Origin of the sequence: Allobosea sp. Tri-44 (assembly GCF_004123845.1) — a bacterium.
In the GTDB taxonomy this organism is placed as follows: domain Bacteria; phylum Pseudomonadota; class Alphaproteobacteria; order Rhizobiales; family Beijerinckiaceae; genus Allobosea.
In genome coordinates this window covers 57,003-70,194 of the sequence record NZ_NBDP01000019.1, presented here as the reverse complement: position 1 = coordinate 70,194, position 13,192 = coordinate 57,003, and the positions used below count along the sequence as shown (strand labels likewise).

The window sequence follows — 13,192 nt, the reverse complement described above, 5'->3', positions numbered from 1 at the left end:
GACAGGATACCCGTCATGGAAACCCTCTTCATCCCCCTCTCCCTTGCTGCCGGCGGCCTGCTGGCAGTGCAGGCCGGCGCCAATGCGCAATTGTCGAAAGCGATCGGCAGCCCCTTCGCCGCGACGACGATCCAGGTTGTTCTCGCCGCCATCCTCCTGCTGATCATCGCGATCGCAACCGGCACGGCTGCCGCCTTCGGTGGGCTGCGGGCCGCGCCCTGGTGGCACGCGATCGGCGGCATCGCGACGGCGCTCTATGTCGCCTCGACCATCCTGGTCTTCCCGCGGCTCGGCGCTGTCGTCGCGGTAGGCCTGTTCATCGCCGGCCAGATGCTGGCTTCGCTCGGGCTGGACAGCTTCGGCGCCCTCGGCGTTCCCCAGCAGATGCCCAAACCCGCAACCCTGCTTGGCACGGCTGCCGTACTCGTCGGTGTAACCGCGATCGTCTTCGGCCAGAAGGGCGCAACCAGGGAGCTCTCCGGCGCCAAGCTCGGCTGGATGCTGCTCGCCCTCGTCGCCGGTGCGGTGCTGCCCGTCCAGGGCGCGATCAACGGCCTGCTGCGGCATGATCTCGGCGCGCCCTTCGTCGTCGGCGCGATCAGCTTTGCGGTTGCGACCCTGTCGATGATCGCCGTTCTGCTGGTGACATTGCTGCTGATGAACGGCGCCAGGCCCCAGCTCGGTGGCCTCCGGACAATGCCCTGGTGGGGCTGGATCGGCGCCGTCTGCGGCGCGACTTATGTCACCACCGTGTTCACCGCGATCCCGGCGATCGGCACCGCCGCGACCGTCGGCCTGACCGTCGCCGGCCAGCAGATCGTCTCGCTCTTCGTCGACCGCTATGGCTGGTTCCGCCTGCCCCAGCGCGAGATCTCGGCCCTGCGCTTTGCCGGCGTCGTCGTCCTGCTGCTCGGCGTCGCCGCGATCAAGGCCGCCTGAGTCGCTCTTTCCGGCGTCGGTGTTCCTCAGTCGATGGGTCCTCGCTCGCCCTCCAGCAACCCACGACGACGCTTGAAGGCGGCATAGGCGAAATCGGTGAAGGCGCGGACCCGCGCCGCGGCGCGCAGATCCTCATGGGTCAGGATCCACAGCGCCGTCTCCATCTCCGGGATCGGCCGGCGCACGCAGGTCAGGGCCGGCACGCTGTCGCCGAGATAGCAGGGCAGCGCCACCAGTCCGAGACCGGCCACTGCCGCCTGCTGCATCGCCAGCAGCGAATCGGCCCTGAGCGCGATCTCGCTCTTGCCCAGCTTCGCCTGCATCCAGCGCGCCACCGAGGTTCCCGCGAGCGTATCGTCCGGTCCGATCCAGCGGTGCTCGGCGAGATCGGGCTGATCGTGCTGAGCCAGATAGGCCGGAGCGGCGTAGATCGCGAAGGCGATCTTCCCAATCCGCCGGCCGACCAGCGTCGCCGGCGGATTATCGGCGGTGCGCAGCGCGACATCGGCATCGCGCTTGGTCAGGTTGAACATCAGATTGGAGACGGCGACCTCTAGAGCGATGCCGGGATGATCCGCGCCGAACTCTGCCAGGATCTCCGGCAGGATCGAGCCCATCAGCGTATCGGTCGCGGTGATCCTGAGCGTGCCGGAGAGGCGCAGATCCTGCCCGGCGATCCTGCGTTCGAGCTCCGTGACGGTGCCGGAGATGCTGCGTGCCGCCGCGACGAGCTCCTCGCCGCCGACCGTCAGCACATAGCCGCTCGGCAGGCGCTCGAACAGGCGCAAGCCCAATTGCTGCTCGAAGGCGGCGATGCGCCGGAGCACCGTCGAATGGTTGACGCGCAGTCCGCGCGCCGCGCCGGCGAGCGAGCCGGCCTCGGCGACGGCGAGGACATAGCGCAGATCATCCCATTCGAGCGCGGCCATGAGCCTCCTCGCAAGACGCTACGGGTCAGGCGACGCCTAGCGCCAGCAGATCGTGGACATGGACGAGGCCGACCGGCTTGTCGTCCGCATCGGCGACGATCAGCGCGGTGACGCGCAGGCGGTTGACCATCTCCAGCGCCTCGGCGGTGAGCGCATCCGGCGCGATCCGGCGCGGATCCCTGGTCATCACGTCGCGTGCCAGCCGTCCGCCCCAGCCGGGGCCGAGCTTGCGGCGCAGGTCGCCATCGGTGACGACGCCGGTGAGCTTGTCGTCGGCATCGATCACGACGGCGCAGCCGAAGCCCTTGGCGGTGATCATCGCAACGACATCGGCCATCGCCGCCATCTCGCCGACGACCGGCAGGCGCTCGCCGGAATGCATGATGGTGGCGACCGTCTTGAGCTGCGCGCCGAGCTTGCCGCCGGGATGGTAGACGTAGAAATCCTGGCGCGAGAAGCCGCGCGCCTCGAGCAAAGCCACCGCGAGCGCATCGCCCAGCGCCATCTGCATCGTCGTCGAGGTCGTCGGCGCAAGCCCGTTCGGGCAGGCTTCCTCGGCCTTTGGCAGGACGAGCGCGATATCAGCCTCGCGCCCGAGCGCGCTGTCGCGGTTGGCGGTGATCGCGATCAGCCCGACCCGGAAGCGTCGGGTATAGCCGACGATCGCCGAGAGCTCGGCAGCCTCGCCCGACCAGGACAGGGCGACGACGACATCCTCGGGCTGGACCATGCCGAGATCGCCATGGCTGGCCTCGGCCGGATGGACGAAATAGGACGGCGTGCCGGTCGAGGCGAGCGTCGCCACGATCTTCCTGGCGACATGGCCGGATTTGCCCATGCCGGTGACGATGACCCGGCCCGAGGCGGCACGAATCATCTCGACGGCAGCGGTGAAGGGTTCGGCGAGACCATTGCCGATCGCGTCGTGCAAGGCGTCGAGCCCGGCGCGTTCGGTGGCGATGGTCCGCAGGGCGGAAGCGCTGATGGTCGCTGTCATGGAGCGCGCCTCTAGCATGGCGGGAGGCCGGCTGGCCACCGCCGCGCCTGCGTTGACGCAGCATTAACCCTCTTCGTTCTAACTCCATTAACCATGCGCGCCCTTCCGGCGCGCGAGAGCCTTTGCCTCGCCGGAGCGTCGTCGCGCCAGTGTCCCGTTTCGCCAAGATCTGCTGGCTGGCTGGCGTCGCAGGCTGCGGCGTCGTTGCCGGGTTGACGGCCTGGCCGGAGCAGGCGGCAGCCCAGGTCCCCGACCGGCAGGCGACTCCATCAACCAGATCCGGTGCGCCGGCCCTGCGCACCAGCACTCCGAGCTATGTCGGGCAGGCTCAGACGTCGACCAGCCGTAATCAAGCCGCCTCTGCCGACGCGACAGACGGCCCTCCCGCCACAACCCGGAGCCGTTCTGGCGCGATCTCCCTTGGCCAGCCACCTCGCGCCAGCCAGCCGGTACGGTCCTCGCGCTTGCGCGGCATCACCCAGCGCGATGTTCGCGCGCCGCAGCCAACGATAACCGCCCTGCCGCCACCACTTCCGCTAGCGCCCGAGCCGCGCAGGCGCAAGCGGCCGGAGGAAGACCCTTACGCGCCGCTGGGCCTGCGCCTCGGCAATGTCATCCTGCGCCCGGCGATCACCGGCTCCGGCGGCTATGACAGCAATCCCTCGCGCGTGTCCGGGGCGAGCAAAGGCTCGCTGTTCAGCCGCACCGAGGGCGAGCTCGGCATCCAGTCCGACTGGAACGTGCACGAGCTCACCGGCATGCTGCGTGGCGGCTATAGCCGCTACTATCGCGACGACACCGCCTCGCGGCCGGATGCGGAAGGCAACATGTCGCTGCGCCTCGACGCGACGCGCGACACCCGCATCCTGCTCGAATCGCGCCTGCGCCTCGACACGCAGCGCCCGGGCTCGCCCGATCTCACTGCCGCGGTGCAGGGGCGGCCGATCACATGGAACTATGGCGCCGCGGCCGGCGTCACCCATGACATCAATCGCCTGCAGTTCACCCTGCGCGGCTCGGTCGACCGGCAGGATTACGAGGACGCTGATCTCAGCAATGGCCGCAAGCTAAGCCAGGCCGACCGCAACCAGACCCAGTATGGCCTGCGCCTGCGCGCCGCCTATGAGGTGACACCCGGCTTCAAGCCCTTTGTCCAGGGCGAGGTCGATACCCGCCAGTTCGACGAGAAGGTCGATTCCAGCGGTTATATGCGCTCCTCCGATGGCTACACCGCCCGTGTCGGCTCGACTTTCGAGATTAGTCGCCTGCTCACCGCCGAGGTCTCGGTCGGCTATCAGGACCGAAAATACGAGGATGGCCGGCTGAAGAATCTGCGTGGCATCGTCGGCGATGCCGCGATCCTGTGGACGCCGACGCCGCTGACCACGGTGACGCTGCGCGGCACCGCCGAGCTCGGCGACACCACGATCCCCGGCTCGAGCGGCACAACGGCACGCCGCGTCAATCTCGAAGTGGCGCATGCGCTACGGCGGAACATCACCGTCACCGGTTTTGCCGGCTATGGCCGTACCGACTATGACGGCCAGAACCTGCGCGAGGACCTGTCGACCATCGGCGCGAGGATCGAATACAAGCTGACCCGGACCTTCTCGGTCCGCGCCAGCTTCACCCATGAGCGCCTGAACTCGACCAACCAGGGCTCGGACTACACCGCCAACATCGCCCAGGTCGGGTTGCGGGTGCAGTTCTGAGGGCTGTCCCCGCTAGAACCTCACCGTCATTCCGGGGCTTCTCGCAGCGAAGAGCCCGGAACCCATGAACACTGGCCGTCGTCGCAATGGCGCCGCTTTCCGGAAAGCATCGGTGGTCATGGGTTCCGGGCTCAGGCCTTCGGCCTGCCCCGGAATGACGTAGCAGTTCCGCGCAGTCCCGCCTTTAACGCCCCAGCAGCCGCTCGATCTCGCCGCGCAGTTGCGGGCCGAGATCGCCGCGCTCCAGCGCATAGGCGACATTGGCGGAAAGGAAGCCGATCTTCGAGCCGGTATCATAGATGTCGCCGTCGAAGCGCACCGCGAAGAATTTCTCGAGCTTTGCCAGGGCGATCATCGAATCGGTCAGCTGGATCTCTCCGCCCGCGCCCTTCTCCTGTTTGGCCAGCAGGTCGAAGATCGTCGGCTGCAGGATGTAGCGCCCGGTGATGTGCAGGTTCGACGGCGCCGTGCCCTTGGGCGGCTTCTCGACCATCCCGGTGATCTGCGAGACCTTGGCCTTGGCGTCATGCACGCCGACGATGCCGTATTGATGGGTCTGGTCGTCCGGCACCGGCGCGACGGCGATATGGTTGCCGCCATGCTCCGCATGGGCCTCGATCATCTCGGCGAGGCAACCCTTGCCGCTAGTGTGATGCAGCATGTCGGGCAGGAGCAGTGCGAAAGGCTCGTCACCGATGATGTCGCGGGCGCACCAGACGGCATGGCCGAGGCCGAGCGGCGCCTGCTGGCGGGTGAAGCTTGTGGCACCGGCTGCCGGCAGATCGTGCTTGAGCGCCTCCAGCTCCTTGGTCTTGCCGCGCTTGGCCAGTGTGTCGTCGAGCTCGTAGGCCATATCGAAATGGTCCTCGATCACGCCCTTGTTGCGGCCGGTGACGAAGACGAAATGCTCGATTCCGGCGGCGCGCGCCTCGTCGACCACGTGCTGGACCACCGGCCGGTCGACGATGGTCAACATCTCCTTCGGGATCGCCTTGGTGGCGGGCAGGAAACGGGTGCCGAGACCAGCGACGGGAAAGACCGCCTTGCGGATTTTCTTGATCATGCGCGTCCATCTCGCGCGCCCATGGCGCGCGCCTGCTGAAGATCGGAGGGCTTCGGGAGGAGCCGGCTTCGCCCGTTGATGCCGGTCTTGTTTAGGCTGACCCGTGAATCTGGCGAAAGCCGGGCCGGCCTCATTTTCAATTACCAGTCACGCCTTGCCGATACGTCAATACTCCTGCTGTAGATTGCCGGCTTTGCCGCCCTGGTCCCCATTCTTGCATGGCTTCCCCAGGGCGATGCCCGAGATTAGCCATGTGCGGCGGACAGGGTGGTTCGAACTGTCGTGATTCCGGTTTATGCGGATCACGTGACGAGGAGACGAAGATGGCGATTCTGGTTTCGGGCGGTGCCGGCTACATCGGCAGCCACATGGTTCTCGAACTCCTGGACCGTGGCGAGAAGGTCGTGGTTCTCGACGATCTCTCGACCGGCTTCTGGTGGGCGGTGCCGCAGGAAGCGACCCTCGTGCGCGGCGACATGGGCGACCAGGCCCTGGTCGAGCGCACAATCGCTGAGCACGGCATCACCGAGATCGCCCATTTCGCGGCGAAGATCGTGGTACCGGATTCGGTGTCCGATCCGCTCGGCTACTACCAGAACAACACCGTCAAGACGCGCGCGCTGCTGGAGAGCGCCGTGCGCAGCGGTGTCAAGCGTGTGATCTTCTCCTCGACCGCCGCGGTCTATGGCGAGCCGCCGGTCTCGCCTGTGCCGGAGGAGATCGCGCTCAATCCGATCAACCCCTATGGCCGCTCCAAGCTGATGAGCGAATGGATGCTCGGCGACGTCGCCCGCGCCCATGGCCTGACCTATGTCGCCCTGCGCTATTTCAACGTCGCCGGCGCCGATCCGAGGGGCCGTTCCGGCCAGTCCAGCACCAACGCCACCCATCTGATCAAGGTCGCGAGCCAGGCGGCGCTCGGCCAGCGCGCCGGGCTCGACATCTTCGGCACCGATTATGCGACGCCGGACGGCACCTGCGTGCGCGACTACATCCACGTCACCGATCTCGCCCGCGCTCATCTTGCCGCGCTCGATCACCTGCGCGCCGGCGGCGACAATCTGACGCTGAACTGCGGCTATGGCCGCGGCTATTCGGTCAAGGAAGTGGTCGAGGTGGTGAAGCAAGTCTCGGGCATCGATTTCCCGGTCCGGCTCTCGCCGCGCCGCGATGGCGACCCGGCCGCGCTGGTCGCCAAAGCCGACCGCATCCGCGCCGAGCTCGGCTGGCAGCCAGAGCACGACGATTTGACCGAGATCGTCACCCAGGCACTTGCCTGGGAGGAGAGCCTGCGCAAGCGCAACGCCAGCTGACGAGAGCCCGTTCCGATCAGCTTGCACCGCAAGCTGATCGGTAAAACGGTCTCCAAATTAGAAGCGAGAGCGATTTGGCGCGGCATTAACCCATGGTTAACTTCGTTCGGGCGCTGTGGTGGATAGACACTGCGGCCGAGCCAGAGGAGCAACCATGCGTCCCGTCACCGTTCTCGCCTTCGCTGCGGCGCTCGGCCTCGGGCCGGCGCTCGCGCAGACGACGGGTTCGATTAATCCGGCACGGGCGCAGACACCGAAACCCGAGGCGCGCCCGGCCGCACCGGGCTTCGACGGCTTCCTGCGAACGCTCTGGCCGATGGCGCAGGCGCGCGGCATCTCGCGCCAGACCTTCGACCTCGCCTTCCAGGGTGTGACACCCGATCCGTCGATCGTGACATTGACGCAAAAGCAGTCGGAGTTCGTCGCGCCGATCTGGAGCTATCTCAACAGCGCAGTTGGTGGTGGTCGCATCTCGCGCGGGCGGGAGATGCTCGAGGCCCATGCAAGCGTGCTGGGCCAGGCCGAATCCCGCTACGGCGTGCCGAAGGAGATCATCCTCGGCATCTGGGGGATGGAGACCAATTACGGCTCGTTCAAGGGCGACAAGGACGTGATCCGCTCGCTCGCTACCTTGGCCAGCATCCGCTATCGCGGCGACTTCTTCCGCGACGAGTTGCTGACCGCGCTGGAACTGATCGAGAAGGGCCATGTCGAGCGCCGCGAACTGCGCGGTTCCTGGGCGGGTGCCATGGGCCACACCCAGTTCATGCCGTCGAGCTACATGAAATACGCGGTCGACCAGACCGGCGACGGCCATGCCGACATCTGGACCTCGACCAGCGACGCCATCGCCTCTACTGCCAACTACCTGAAAGGCTATGGCTGGACCCCCGGCCTGCCCTGGGGCATCGAGGTCACCGTTCCGGAGGGCTTCGACCATAATCTCTATCGCGCCAGCTTCTCTTCCTTCCGCTCCGCCGGCGTGCGCCGCGCCGATGGCGGCTCGCTCCCCTCCTCGGGCGAAGCCAGACTGTTCTATCCGGCCGGCCATACCGGGCCGGCCATGCTGCTGACCGCGAATTTCGACGTCATCAAGAAGTACAACTCCTCCGACGCCTATGCGCTCGCGGTCGGGCATCTCGGCGACCGGATCGTGGGGAAGCCCGCCCTGCAAGGCGAATGGCCGGTCAAGGCGCCGCGGCTCGACAAGGCCGGCACCACCGACGTCCAGCGCCGGCTGAAAGCCCTCGGTCTCTACAATCACGACGCTGACGGGCGCATCGGTACCGGCACGCGCGAAGCGGTCAGGCAGTACCAGCTGCGCGTCGGCATGCTCGCCGACGGCTACCCGACACCGGCGCTGCTGGCGCGAATGAAGGCACCCCGCTGACGAACCGGGTGATCGCGACTATATTGCCTGGCGGCGTCCCATTCTGACCGGCGCCGATCGAGAGCATGATGCGCCTGCGTTCGCTCTTCATGGTTCTGGCGGCGGCTCTGCTCCTGCTCGCGACGGGCGGGCCGACCTCTATCGCCCAGAACCCGGTGCCACCGGGTCGGATACCTTCGGCGCCGCCGCAAGGCCGCAGCCTGTTCAACATGTTCTGGCAGATTCCCGAGAGGCCGGCGGTCCAGCAGCGGCAACCACGCGAGCGCGTCGCGCCGACCCAGCGCCGGACGCCGACCCGCGTCGTCGTCCGCGACGATCCGATCATCCCCAAGGTTGACGTCAACCACCATGTCCTCGTCATCGGCGATACGCTGGCGGGGCAGATCGCCGAAGGGCTCGATGACAGCCTCGGCGACCGCGCCGATGTCGCCGTGGTGAACAAGGCGAAGGCCGATAGCGGCCTGGTCCGGACCGACTTCTACGATTGGCCGAAGGCAGCCGGTGAGCTGCTCGCCGCCGATGCCAAGGTGATGGTTGGGGTCGTCATTCTCGGCCCGAACGATCGCCAGGTCATCCGTGAAGGAGACGTCACGCACGAGCCTCTGAGCGAGCGCTGGCTCCAGCTCTACAAGGCCAGGATCGACGCCGTCGCTGCGGCCTTTGGCGCAAAGCGGATACCGCTGATCTGGGTCGGTGCGCCGCCGATGCAGAACCCCCGGCTATCTGCCGATCTGATCACGTTGAACGACCTCTTCCGCAAGGGCGCAGAAGCGGGTGGCGGCCAGTATGTCGACCTCTGGGGCGCCTATGTCGATGGAGAGAACCGCTATACGGCGACCGGGCCGGATGTGAACGGCCAGATCGCCAAGCTCCGGCTCGGCGACGGCGTCCATTTTACCAAGGCTGGCGCTCGCAAGGCCGCACATTTCGTCGATGTCGTCATCCGCCGCCTGTTGGAGGGCACGCCGACGCAGAATGTCATCGCACTGCCGACCTCGCTCGAAACCAGTGCGCCGCTCACGCCCGAGCTGCAGCCGGGCGGCGTCGAGCGCCTGATCGACCGCATGGTCAGCGGCTTGCCCGCCGATATCCAGCTCATCCCGGTCGTTCCGCCGAGACCGCTCGCCGGGCCGATCCTGCCGCTGACCGGCGCAGTCGCCGGTAGTGGTGATACGGTGCTGATCACCTCGCTCCAGGAGGCGCGCGGCCGCGGCGATGTCGCGGCAGGGCTCGACCGCGTCTTCGGCCAGGGCATCGCGCCCGAACCTCGCCCAGGCCGCGCCGACGACTTCCGCTGGCCCCGGCTGAATTGAAGCACTCTCAGCCGAGCTGAAAGCGCTCGAAGCGCTGCATCTCCTCGTCGACCTGCCGTCGCTGCTCGGGCGAAGGTTCAGGATCGAGCCAGGTCCATTGCTGTACCAGCAGTTTGCGCGCCGCCCGATCAGCCTTGAGGTCGGCGACGGCAACGATGCGATCCCCCGCCAGCACCGGCAGGCCGAAATAGCCGAAGACCCGCTTCTCCTTCGGCAGATACGCCTCGAAGACGTGGTCATAGCCGAAGAACAGTTTCAGCCGCTTGCGCTGGATGACCAGAGGGTCGAAGGGCGAGAGAATATGGACGAGGCCTTCATCGGACGGCGCGACCGGCTCCAGGGCCTCCGGCCGCGCCCAATGCGGTGTCTTCTCTGCACCCTCGATCGCGACCGGCACAAGCTCCTTGCGCCTCACCCGCCCGGCAATCAGCTCGGCGATCGCCTTCTTGCTCGGCGCATCGAGATGGCAGATCGAATCGAGGCTGACGATGCCTTGCGCCTGCAAAGCGCGGTCGAGCTTGTAGGCGGCGACCTGTCGCTCCGAAGCCGGGCCCGGAGCCTTCTCCCAGCCGAAATGCCTGTCGATCAACTCATAGGTCTTGAGCATGCCGGAGCGGGCCGAGATCGCGAGATCGCCATCATAGAAGGCGCGTTCGAGCAGCCCTTTTGACGGTTTCTTGCTGGCCCAGAGATGCGTCTTCTCGACCAGCACATCGGTGTCGATATCGCGGATGGTGAGCGCGCCGTCCTTGCGGATGCGGCGCAGCAGCTTGCGCGTCTCCTCGCGGCTGCCGACCGAAGCCCAGCGTTTCGGCTCGGCGCGATGCGCCTTCATTGCCGGCAGGAAATAACGCAGATCGGCTGTCGGCACATAGGACAGCGCATGCGTCCAGTACTCGAAGACCGATTTGTCCTGCGCCTGCGCCTGCGCGAGGTCATCGCGGCGATAATCGGGAATCCGGCTGTAGAGGATGTGATGGTGACAGCGCTCGACCACATTGATCGTGTCGATCTGGACATAGCCGAGATGCGCGATGGCCGCCGCCGTCGCTTCCGGTCCAGCGCCGAAAGGCTCGCGCCTGTCGAGCTTCTGGGCCTTGAGCAAGATCCGGCGCACATTCGCCTTGTCGAGCTTCAATATCTTTCGCGGTCGCGTCGCCATCACAGCAAGCTAGCCATCGCGGCGCCAAAGGTTAAGGCGCTGCCCCGCCACCTGCTGACAGCTCATGGCGGTGGTCTTCACCGACTCACCCCTCCACTGACAGCGCCTGCGCCAACGCCTCCGGCGTAAGCTCCGCTAGCCCCATCTGGACCTTGAAGGCTTTCGTTTTCTCACCCGGCTTCATCACCAGGATCACCGTTTCGGTGCCGGGACAGGCAGGATCGGCGCATAGGATCTCGTTGACCGCGATCACGGCGTTCTCGGGCAGGCCGAGCAGCTCTCGCACCTGCCGCTTGACCTGCGCCGCGGCATCGGCCCCGGCAGCATCGCGCTTGTCCCTGCCGAACAGACCAAGGCGCATCGCCGCCTCAGCCGCCCGGAAGGGTCAGCACGCCGGCGGCACCGTCTTCGGCACCGAAGGCGAGGCGCTTGCCGAGCTTGTCCCAGGCAAAGGCGGTGATGCCGCTACCGCGCTGCGCCGACCGCACCAGCAGTTCCGAGGCGTCGGTCAGGCGCACCATCAGGATGCAGCCATCGTCGTAGCCGATCGCCAGCACCAGCGCCTTCGGATGGAAGGCGACGCGGGTGACCTTGGCGTGGCGCGCGCCGCATTCGCGCGGCGCCTTGCCGGTCGGACCATCGCCCTGGAAGGGCCAGACGATCGCCGCATCCGCTCCGCTGGAGGCGAGCCAGAGCCCGTCATGCGACCAGGACAGCGAGCGCGGCTTGGCCGGATAGCCGGTCATGCGCATATGGCTCGGCTTGTCGCCAAGGCGCCAGCCATGCAGCGCATTCTCCTGCATGGCGCTGACGACGAAGCGCCCGTCGGGCGACCAGGTCACCTCGAGATGCGAGCCCTTCCAGTCGAGGAAATCGGGCTTGGCCTCGGTGTTCGGATACCAGAGCAGCACCCCGTTCATCTGCGCGATGGCGAGGCGATAGCCCTTCGGCGCGAAGGCAAGGCCCTGCGGTGTCGAGGCGACCTCGATCGACCTGAGCTTGCCCTTGTCATCGCGGGCATGGACGGTGCGGCCGGTGTTCCAGGCGAGGCTGCCGGCGAGCGATACCGTCACGGCATCGATCCAACGCCGCTTCGGATCAAGCGCGCGCTCTTGCGGCTCGCCATCGGCAGAGGTGGCGACGACGCGGCCGTCATCGCCGCCGCTGATCAGGCGCTCGCCATCCGAGACGGCGCAGAGCAGGCCACCGCGATTGGCCTCGACACTGAACGTCTCGCCGTCACGCCAGCGGAGCACGCGCCCGTCGGCGAGCGCAAAGGCCAGCGTCTGCTTCAGCCAGAAGGCGCCGACGACATGCTCGCCTGCTTCGATGGGAACGACATGCTCGCGCAGCGAGACGGGTTTGGTGATGGTCTCCATGGCCTTGGCTTTAGCTCAAGCCGCGCAGGCCATGAACCCCTTTCGCAACGCCGCCTCGTCGAGATCGCGTCCGATGAAGACCAGGCGCGAATTACGCTCCTCTCCAGCTTTCCAGTCACGCTGCAGGTCGCCATCCAGGATCATGTGCACGCCCTGGAAGACGAAGCGGCGCGGCTCGTCCTTGAAGGCGAGGATGCCCTTGGACCGCAGGATGTTCGGGCCCTGCACCTGGCTGATGTCGTTGATCCAGGGCATGAACTTGTCCGGGTCGACATCGCCGGGAAGCGTGAACGACATCGAGCGGATCTCGTCCGAGTGATGGTGGTGATGGCCGGCCTCGAGGAAATCAGGCTCGATGTCGAGGATGCGGTCGAGATCGAAGGCGTTGCGGTCGAGCAGCTCGGCGATCGGCAGGTCGCAGCGCGTCGTCTTGTGCAGCTTGGCGTAGGGATTGATCGCACGGATCGCCGCCTCGACCTCGACGAGTTCGTCGGCGCTGACGAGATCGGTCTTGTTCAGGATGATCACGTCGGCGAAGGCGATCTGGTTCTTTGCCTCGGGCGCATCCTTGAGCCGGTCCTTCAGCCACTTCGCATCGGTCACCGTCACGACGGCGTCGAGCTTGGTGGCGTCGCCGACATCCTGGTCGACGAAGAAGGTCTGGGCGACCGGAGCGGGATCGGCGAGGCCGGTGGTCTCGACGATGATCGCGTCGAACTTGCCCTTGCGCTTCATCAGGCCGTCGAGGATGCGGATCAGGTCGCCGCGCACCGTGCAGCAGATGCAGCCATTGTTCATCTCGAACACTTCCTCGTCGGCGCCGACCACGAGGTCGCCATCGATGCCGGTCTCGCCGAACTCGTTGACGATCACGGCGAATTTCTTGCCGTGGTCCTCGGTGAGGATGCGGTTGAGGAGCGTGGTCTTGCCGGCGCCCAGATAGCCGGTGAGCACCGTGACGGGAATCTTCTCGGACATGACTAGAACCTGGTTGG

12 protein-coding genes are annotated in these 13,192 nt (G+C 66.6%); 5 read left to right on the top strand and 7 right to left on the bottom strand.

Features of this window, described 5'->3' with window-relative positions:
- The first annotated feature begins 15 nt into the window (after nucleotides 1-15).
- A complete protein-coding gene (locus B6S44_RS12665) occupies nucleotides 16-939 on the top strand; it encodes a DMT family transporter (RefSeq protein ID WP_129157257.1) in 924 nt (307 codons plus the stop codon).
- Nucleotides 940-965: 26 nt separating this feature from the next.
- On the opposite strand, the gene B6S44_RS12660 is transcribed toward B6S44_RS12665, so the two are convergent.
- Together B6S44_RS12660 and B6S44_RS12655 are read right to left on the bottom strand one after the other, a co-directional pair.
- Nucleotides 966-1,868 (bottom strand): LysR family transcriptional regulator, encoded by a 903-nt coding sequence (locus tag B6S44_RS12660; protein ID WP_129157256.1) that lies wholly within the window; start codon nucleotides 1,866-1,868, stop codon nucleotides 966-968.
- A 25-nt stretch (nucleotides 1,869-1,893) separates the two neighbouring features.
- A complete protein-coding gene (locus B6S44_RS12655; RefSeq protein ID WP_129157255.1) occupies nucleotides 1,894-2,865 on the bottom strand; it encodes a KpsF/GutQ family sugar-phosphate isomerase in 972 nt (323 codons plus the stop codon).
- Between the two features lie 149 nt (nucleotides 2,866-3,014).
- Here B6S44_RS12655 and B6S44_RS12650 point away from each other — a divergent pair, with 149 nt between their 5' ends.
- On the top strand, nucleotides 3,015-4,577 hold the full coding sequence (locus tag B6S44_RS12650) for an outer membrane beta-barrel protein (RefSeq protein ID WP_164985811.1): 1,563 nt from the start codon (nucleotides 3,015-3,017) through the stop codon (nucleotides 4,575-4,577).
- A 184-nt stretch (nucleotides 4,578-4,761) separates the two neighbouring features.
- Here B6S44_RS12650 and B6S44_RS12645 read toward each other — a convergent pair whose 3' ends face one another.
- Complete coding sequence (locus B6S44_RS12645) at nucleotides 4,762-5,640, bottom strand: UTP--glucose-1-phosphate uridylyltransferase (protein WP_129157253.1); 879 nt, start codon at nucleotides 5,638-5,640, stop codon at nucleotides 4,762-4,764.
- A gap of 323 nt (nucleotides 5,641-5,963) precedes the next feature.
- Between B6S44_RS12645 and galE the strand changes: the two genes are divergently transcribed.
- From galE to B6S44_RS12630, 3 genes are all read left to right on the top strand, one after another.
- On the top strand, nucleotides 5,964-6,953 hold the full coding sequence (gene galE, locus B6S44_RS12640; protein ID WP_129157252.1) for a UDP-glucose 4-epimerase GalE: 990 nt from the start codon (nucleotides 5,964-5,966) through the stop codon (nucleotides 6,951-6,953).
- A 154-nt stretch (nucleotides 6,954-7,107) separates the two neighbouring features.
- Nucleotides 7,108-8,343: a lytic murein transglycosylase gene (locus B6S44_RS12635; RefSeq protein ID WP_129157251.1), complete on the top strand. Its 1,236-nt coding sequence runs from the start codon at nucleotides 7,108-7,110 to the stop codon at nucleotides 8,341-8,343.
- Nucleotides 8,344-8,408: 65 nt separating this feature from the next.
- Nucleotides 8,409-9,656 carry an SGNH/GDSL hydrolase family protein gene (locus B6S44_RS12630; RefSeq protein ID WP_129157250.1) on the top strand — a complete coding sequence of 416 codons (1,248 nt, stop codon included), beginning with the start codon at nucleotides 8,409-8,411 and terminating at the stop codon, nucleotides 9,654-9,656.
- A gap of 7 nt (nucleotides 9,657-9,663) precedes the next feature.
- Here B6S44_RS12630 and B6S44_RS12625 read toward each other — a convergent pair whose 3' ends face one another.
- The 4 genes from B6S44_RS12625 to B6S44_RS12610 form a co-directional block, all read right to left on the bottom strand.
- Nucleotides 9,664-10,818: a winged helix-turn-helix domain-containing protein gene (locus B6S44_RS12625; RefSeq protein ID WP_129157249.1), complete on the bottom strand. Its 1,155-nt coding sequence runs from the start codon at nucleotides 10,816-10,818 to the stop codon at nucleotides 9,664-9,666.
- A gap of 85 nt (nucleotides 10,819-10,903) precedes the next feature.
- Nucleotides 10,904-11,179 carry a hypothetical protein gene (locus B6S44_RS12620; protein WP_129157248.1) on the bottom strand — a complete coding sequence of 92 codons (276 nt, stop codon included), beginning with the start codon at nucleotides 11,177-11,179 and terminating at the stop codon, nucleotides 10,904-10,906.
- 7 nt (nucleotides 11,180-11,186) lie between these two features.
- On the bottom strand, nucleotides 11,187-12,197 hold the full coding sequence (locus tag B6S44_RS12615) for a WD40 repeat domain-containing protein (protein ID WP_129157247.1): 1,011 nt from the start codon (nucleotides 12,195-12,197) through the stop codon (nucleotides 11,187-11,189).
- A 15-nt stretch (nucleotides 12,198-12,212) separates the two neighbouring features.
- The gene (locus B6S44_RS12610; protein ID WP_129157246.1) at nucleotides 12,213-13,175 is read right to left on the bottom strand and encodes a CobW family GTP-binding protein; all 963 of its coding nucleotides are present in this window, start codon (nucleotides 13,173-13,175) and stop codon (nucleotides 12,213-12,215) included.
- Nucleotides 13,176-13,192 lie beyond the last annotated feature (17 nt).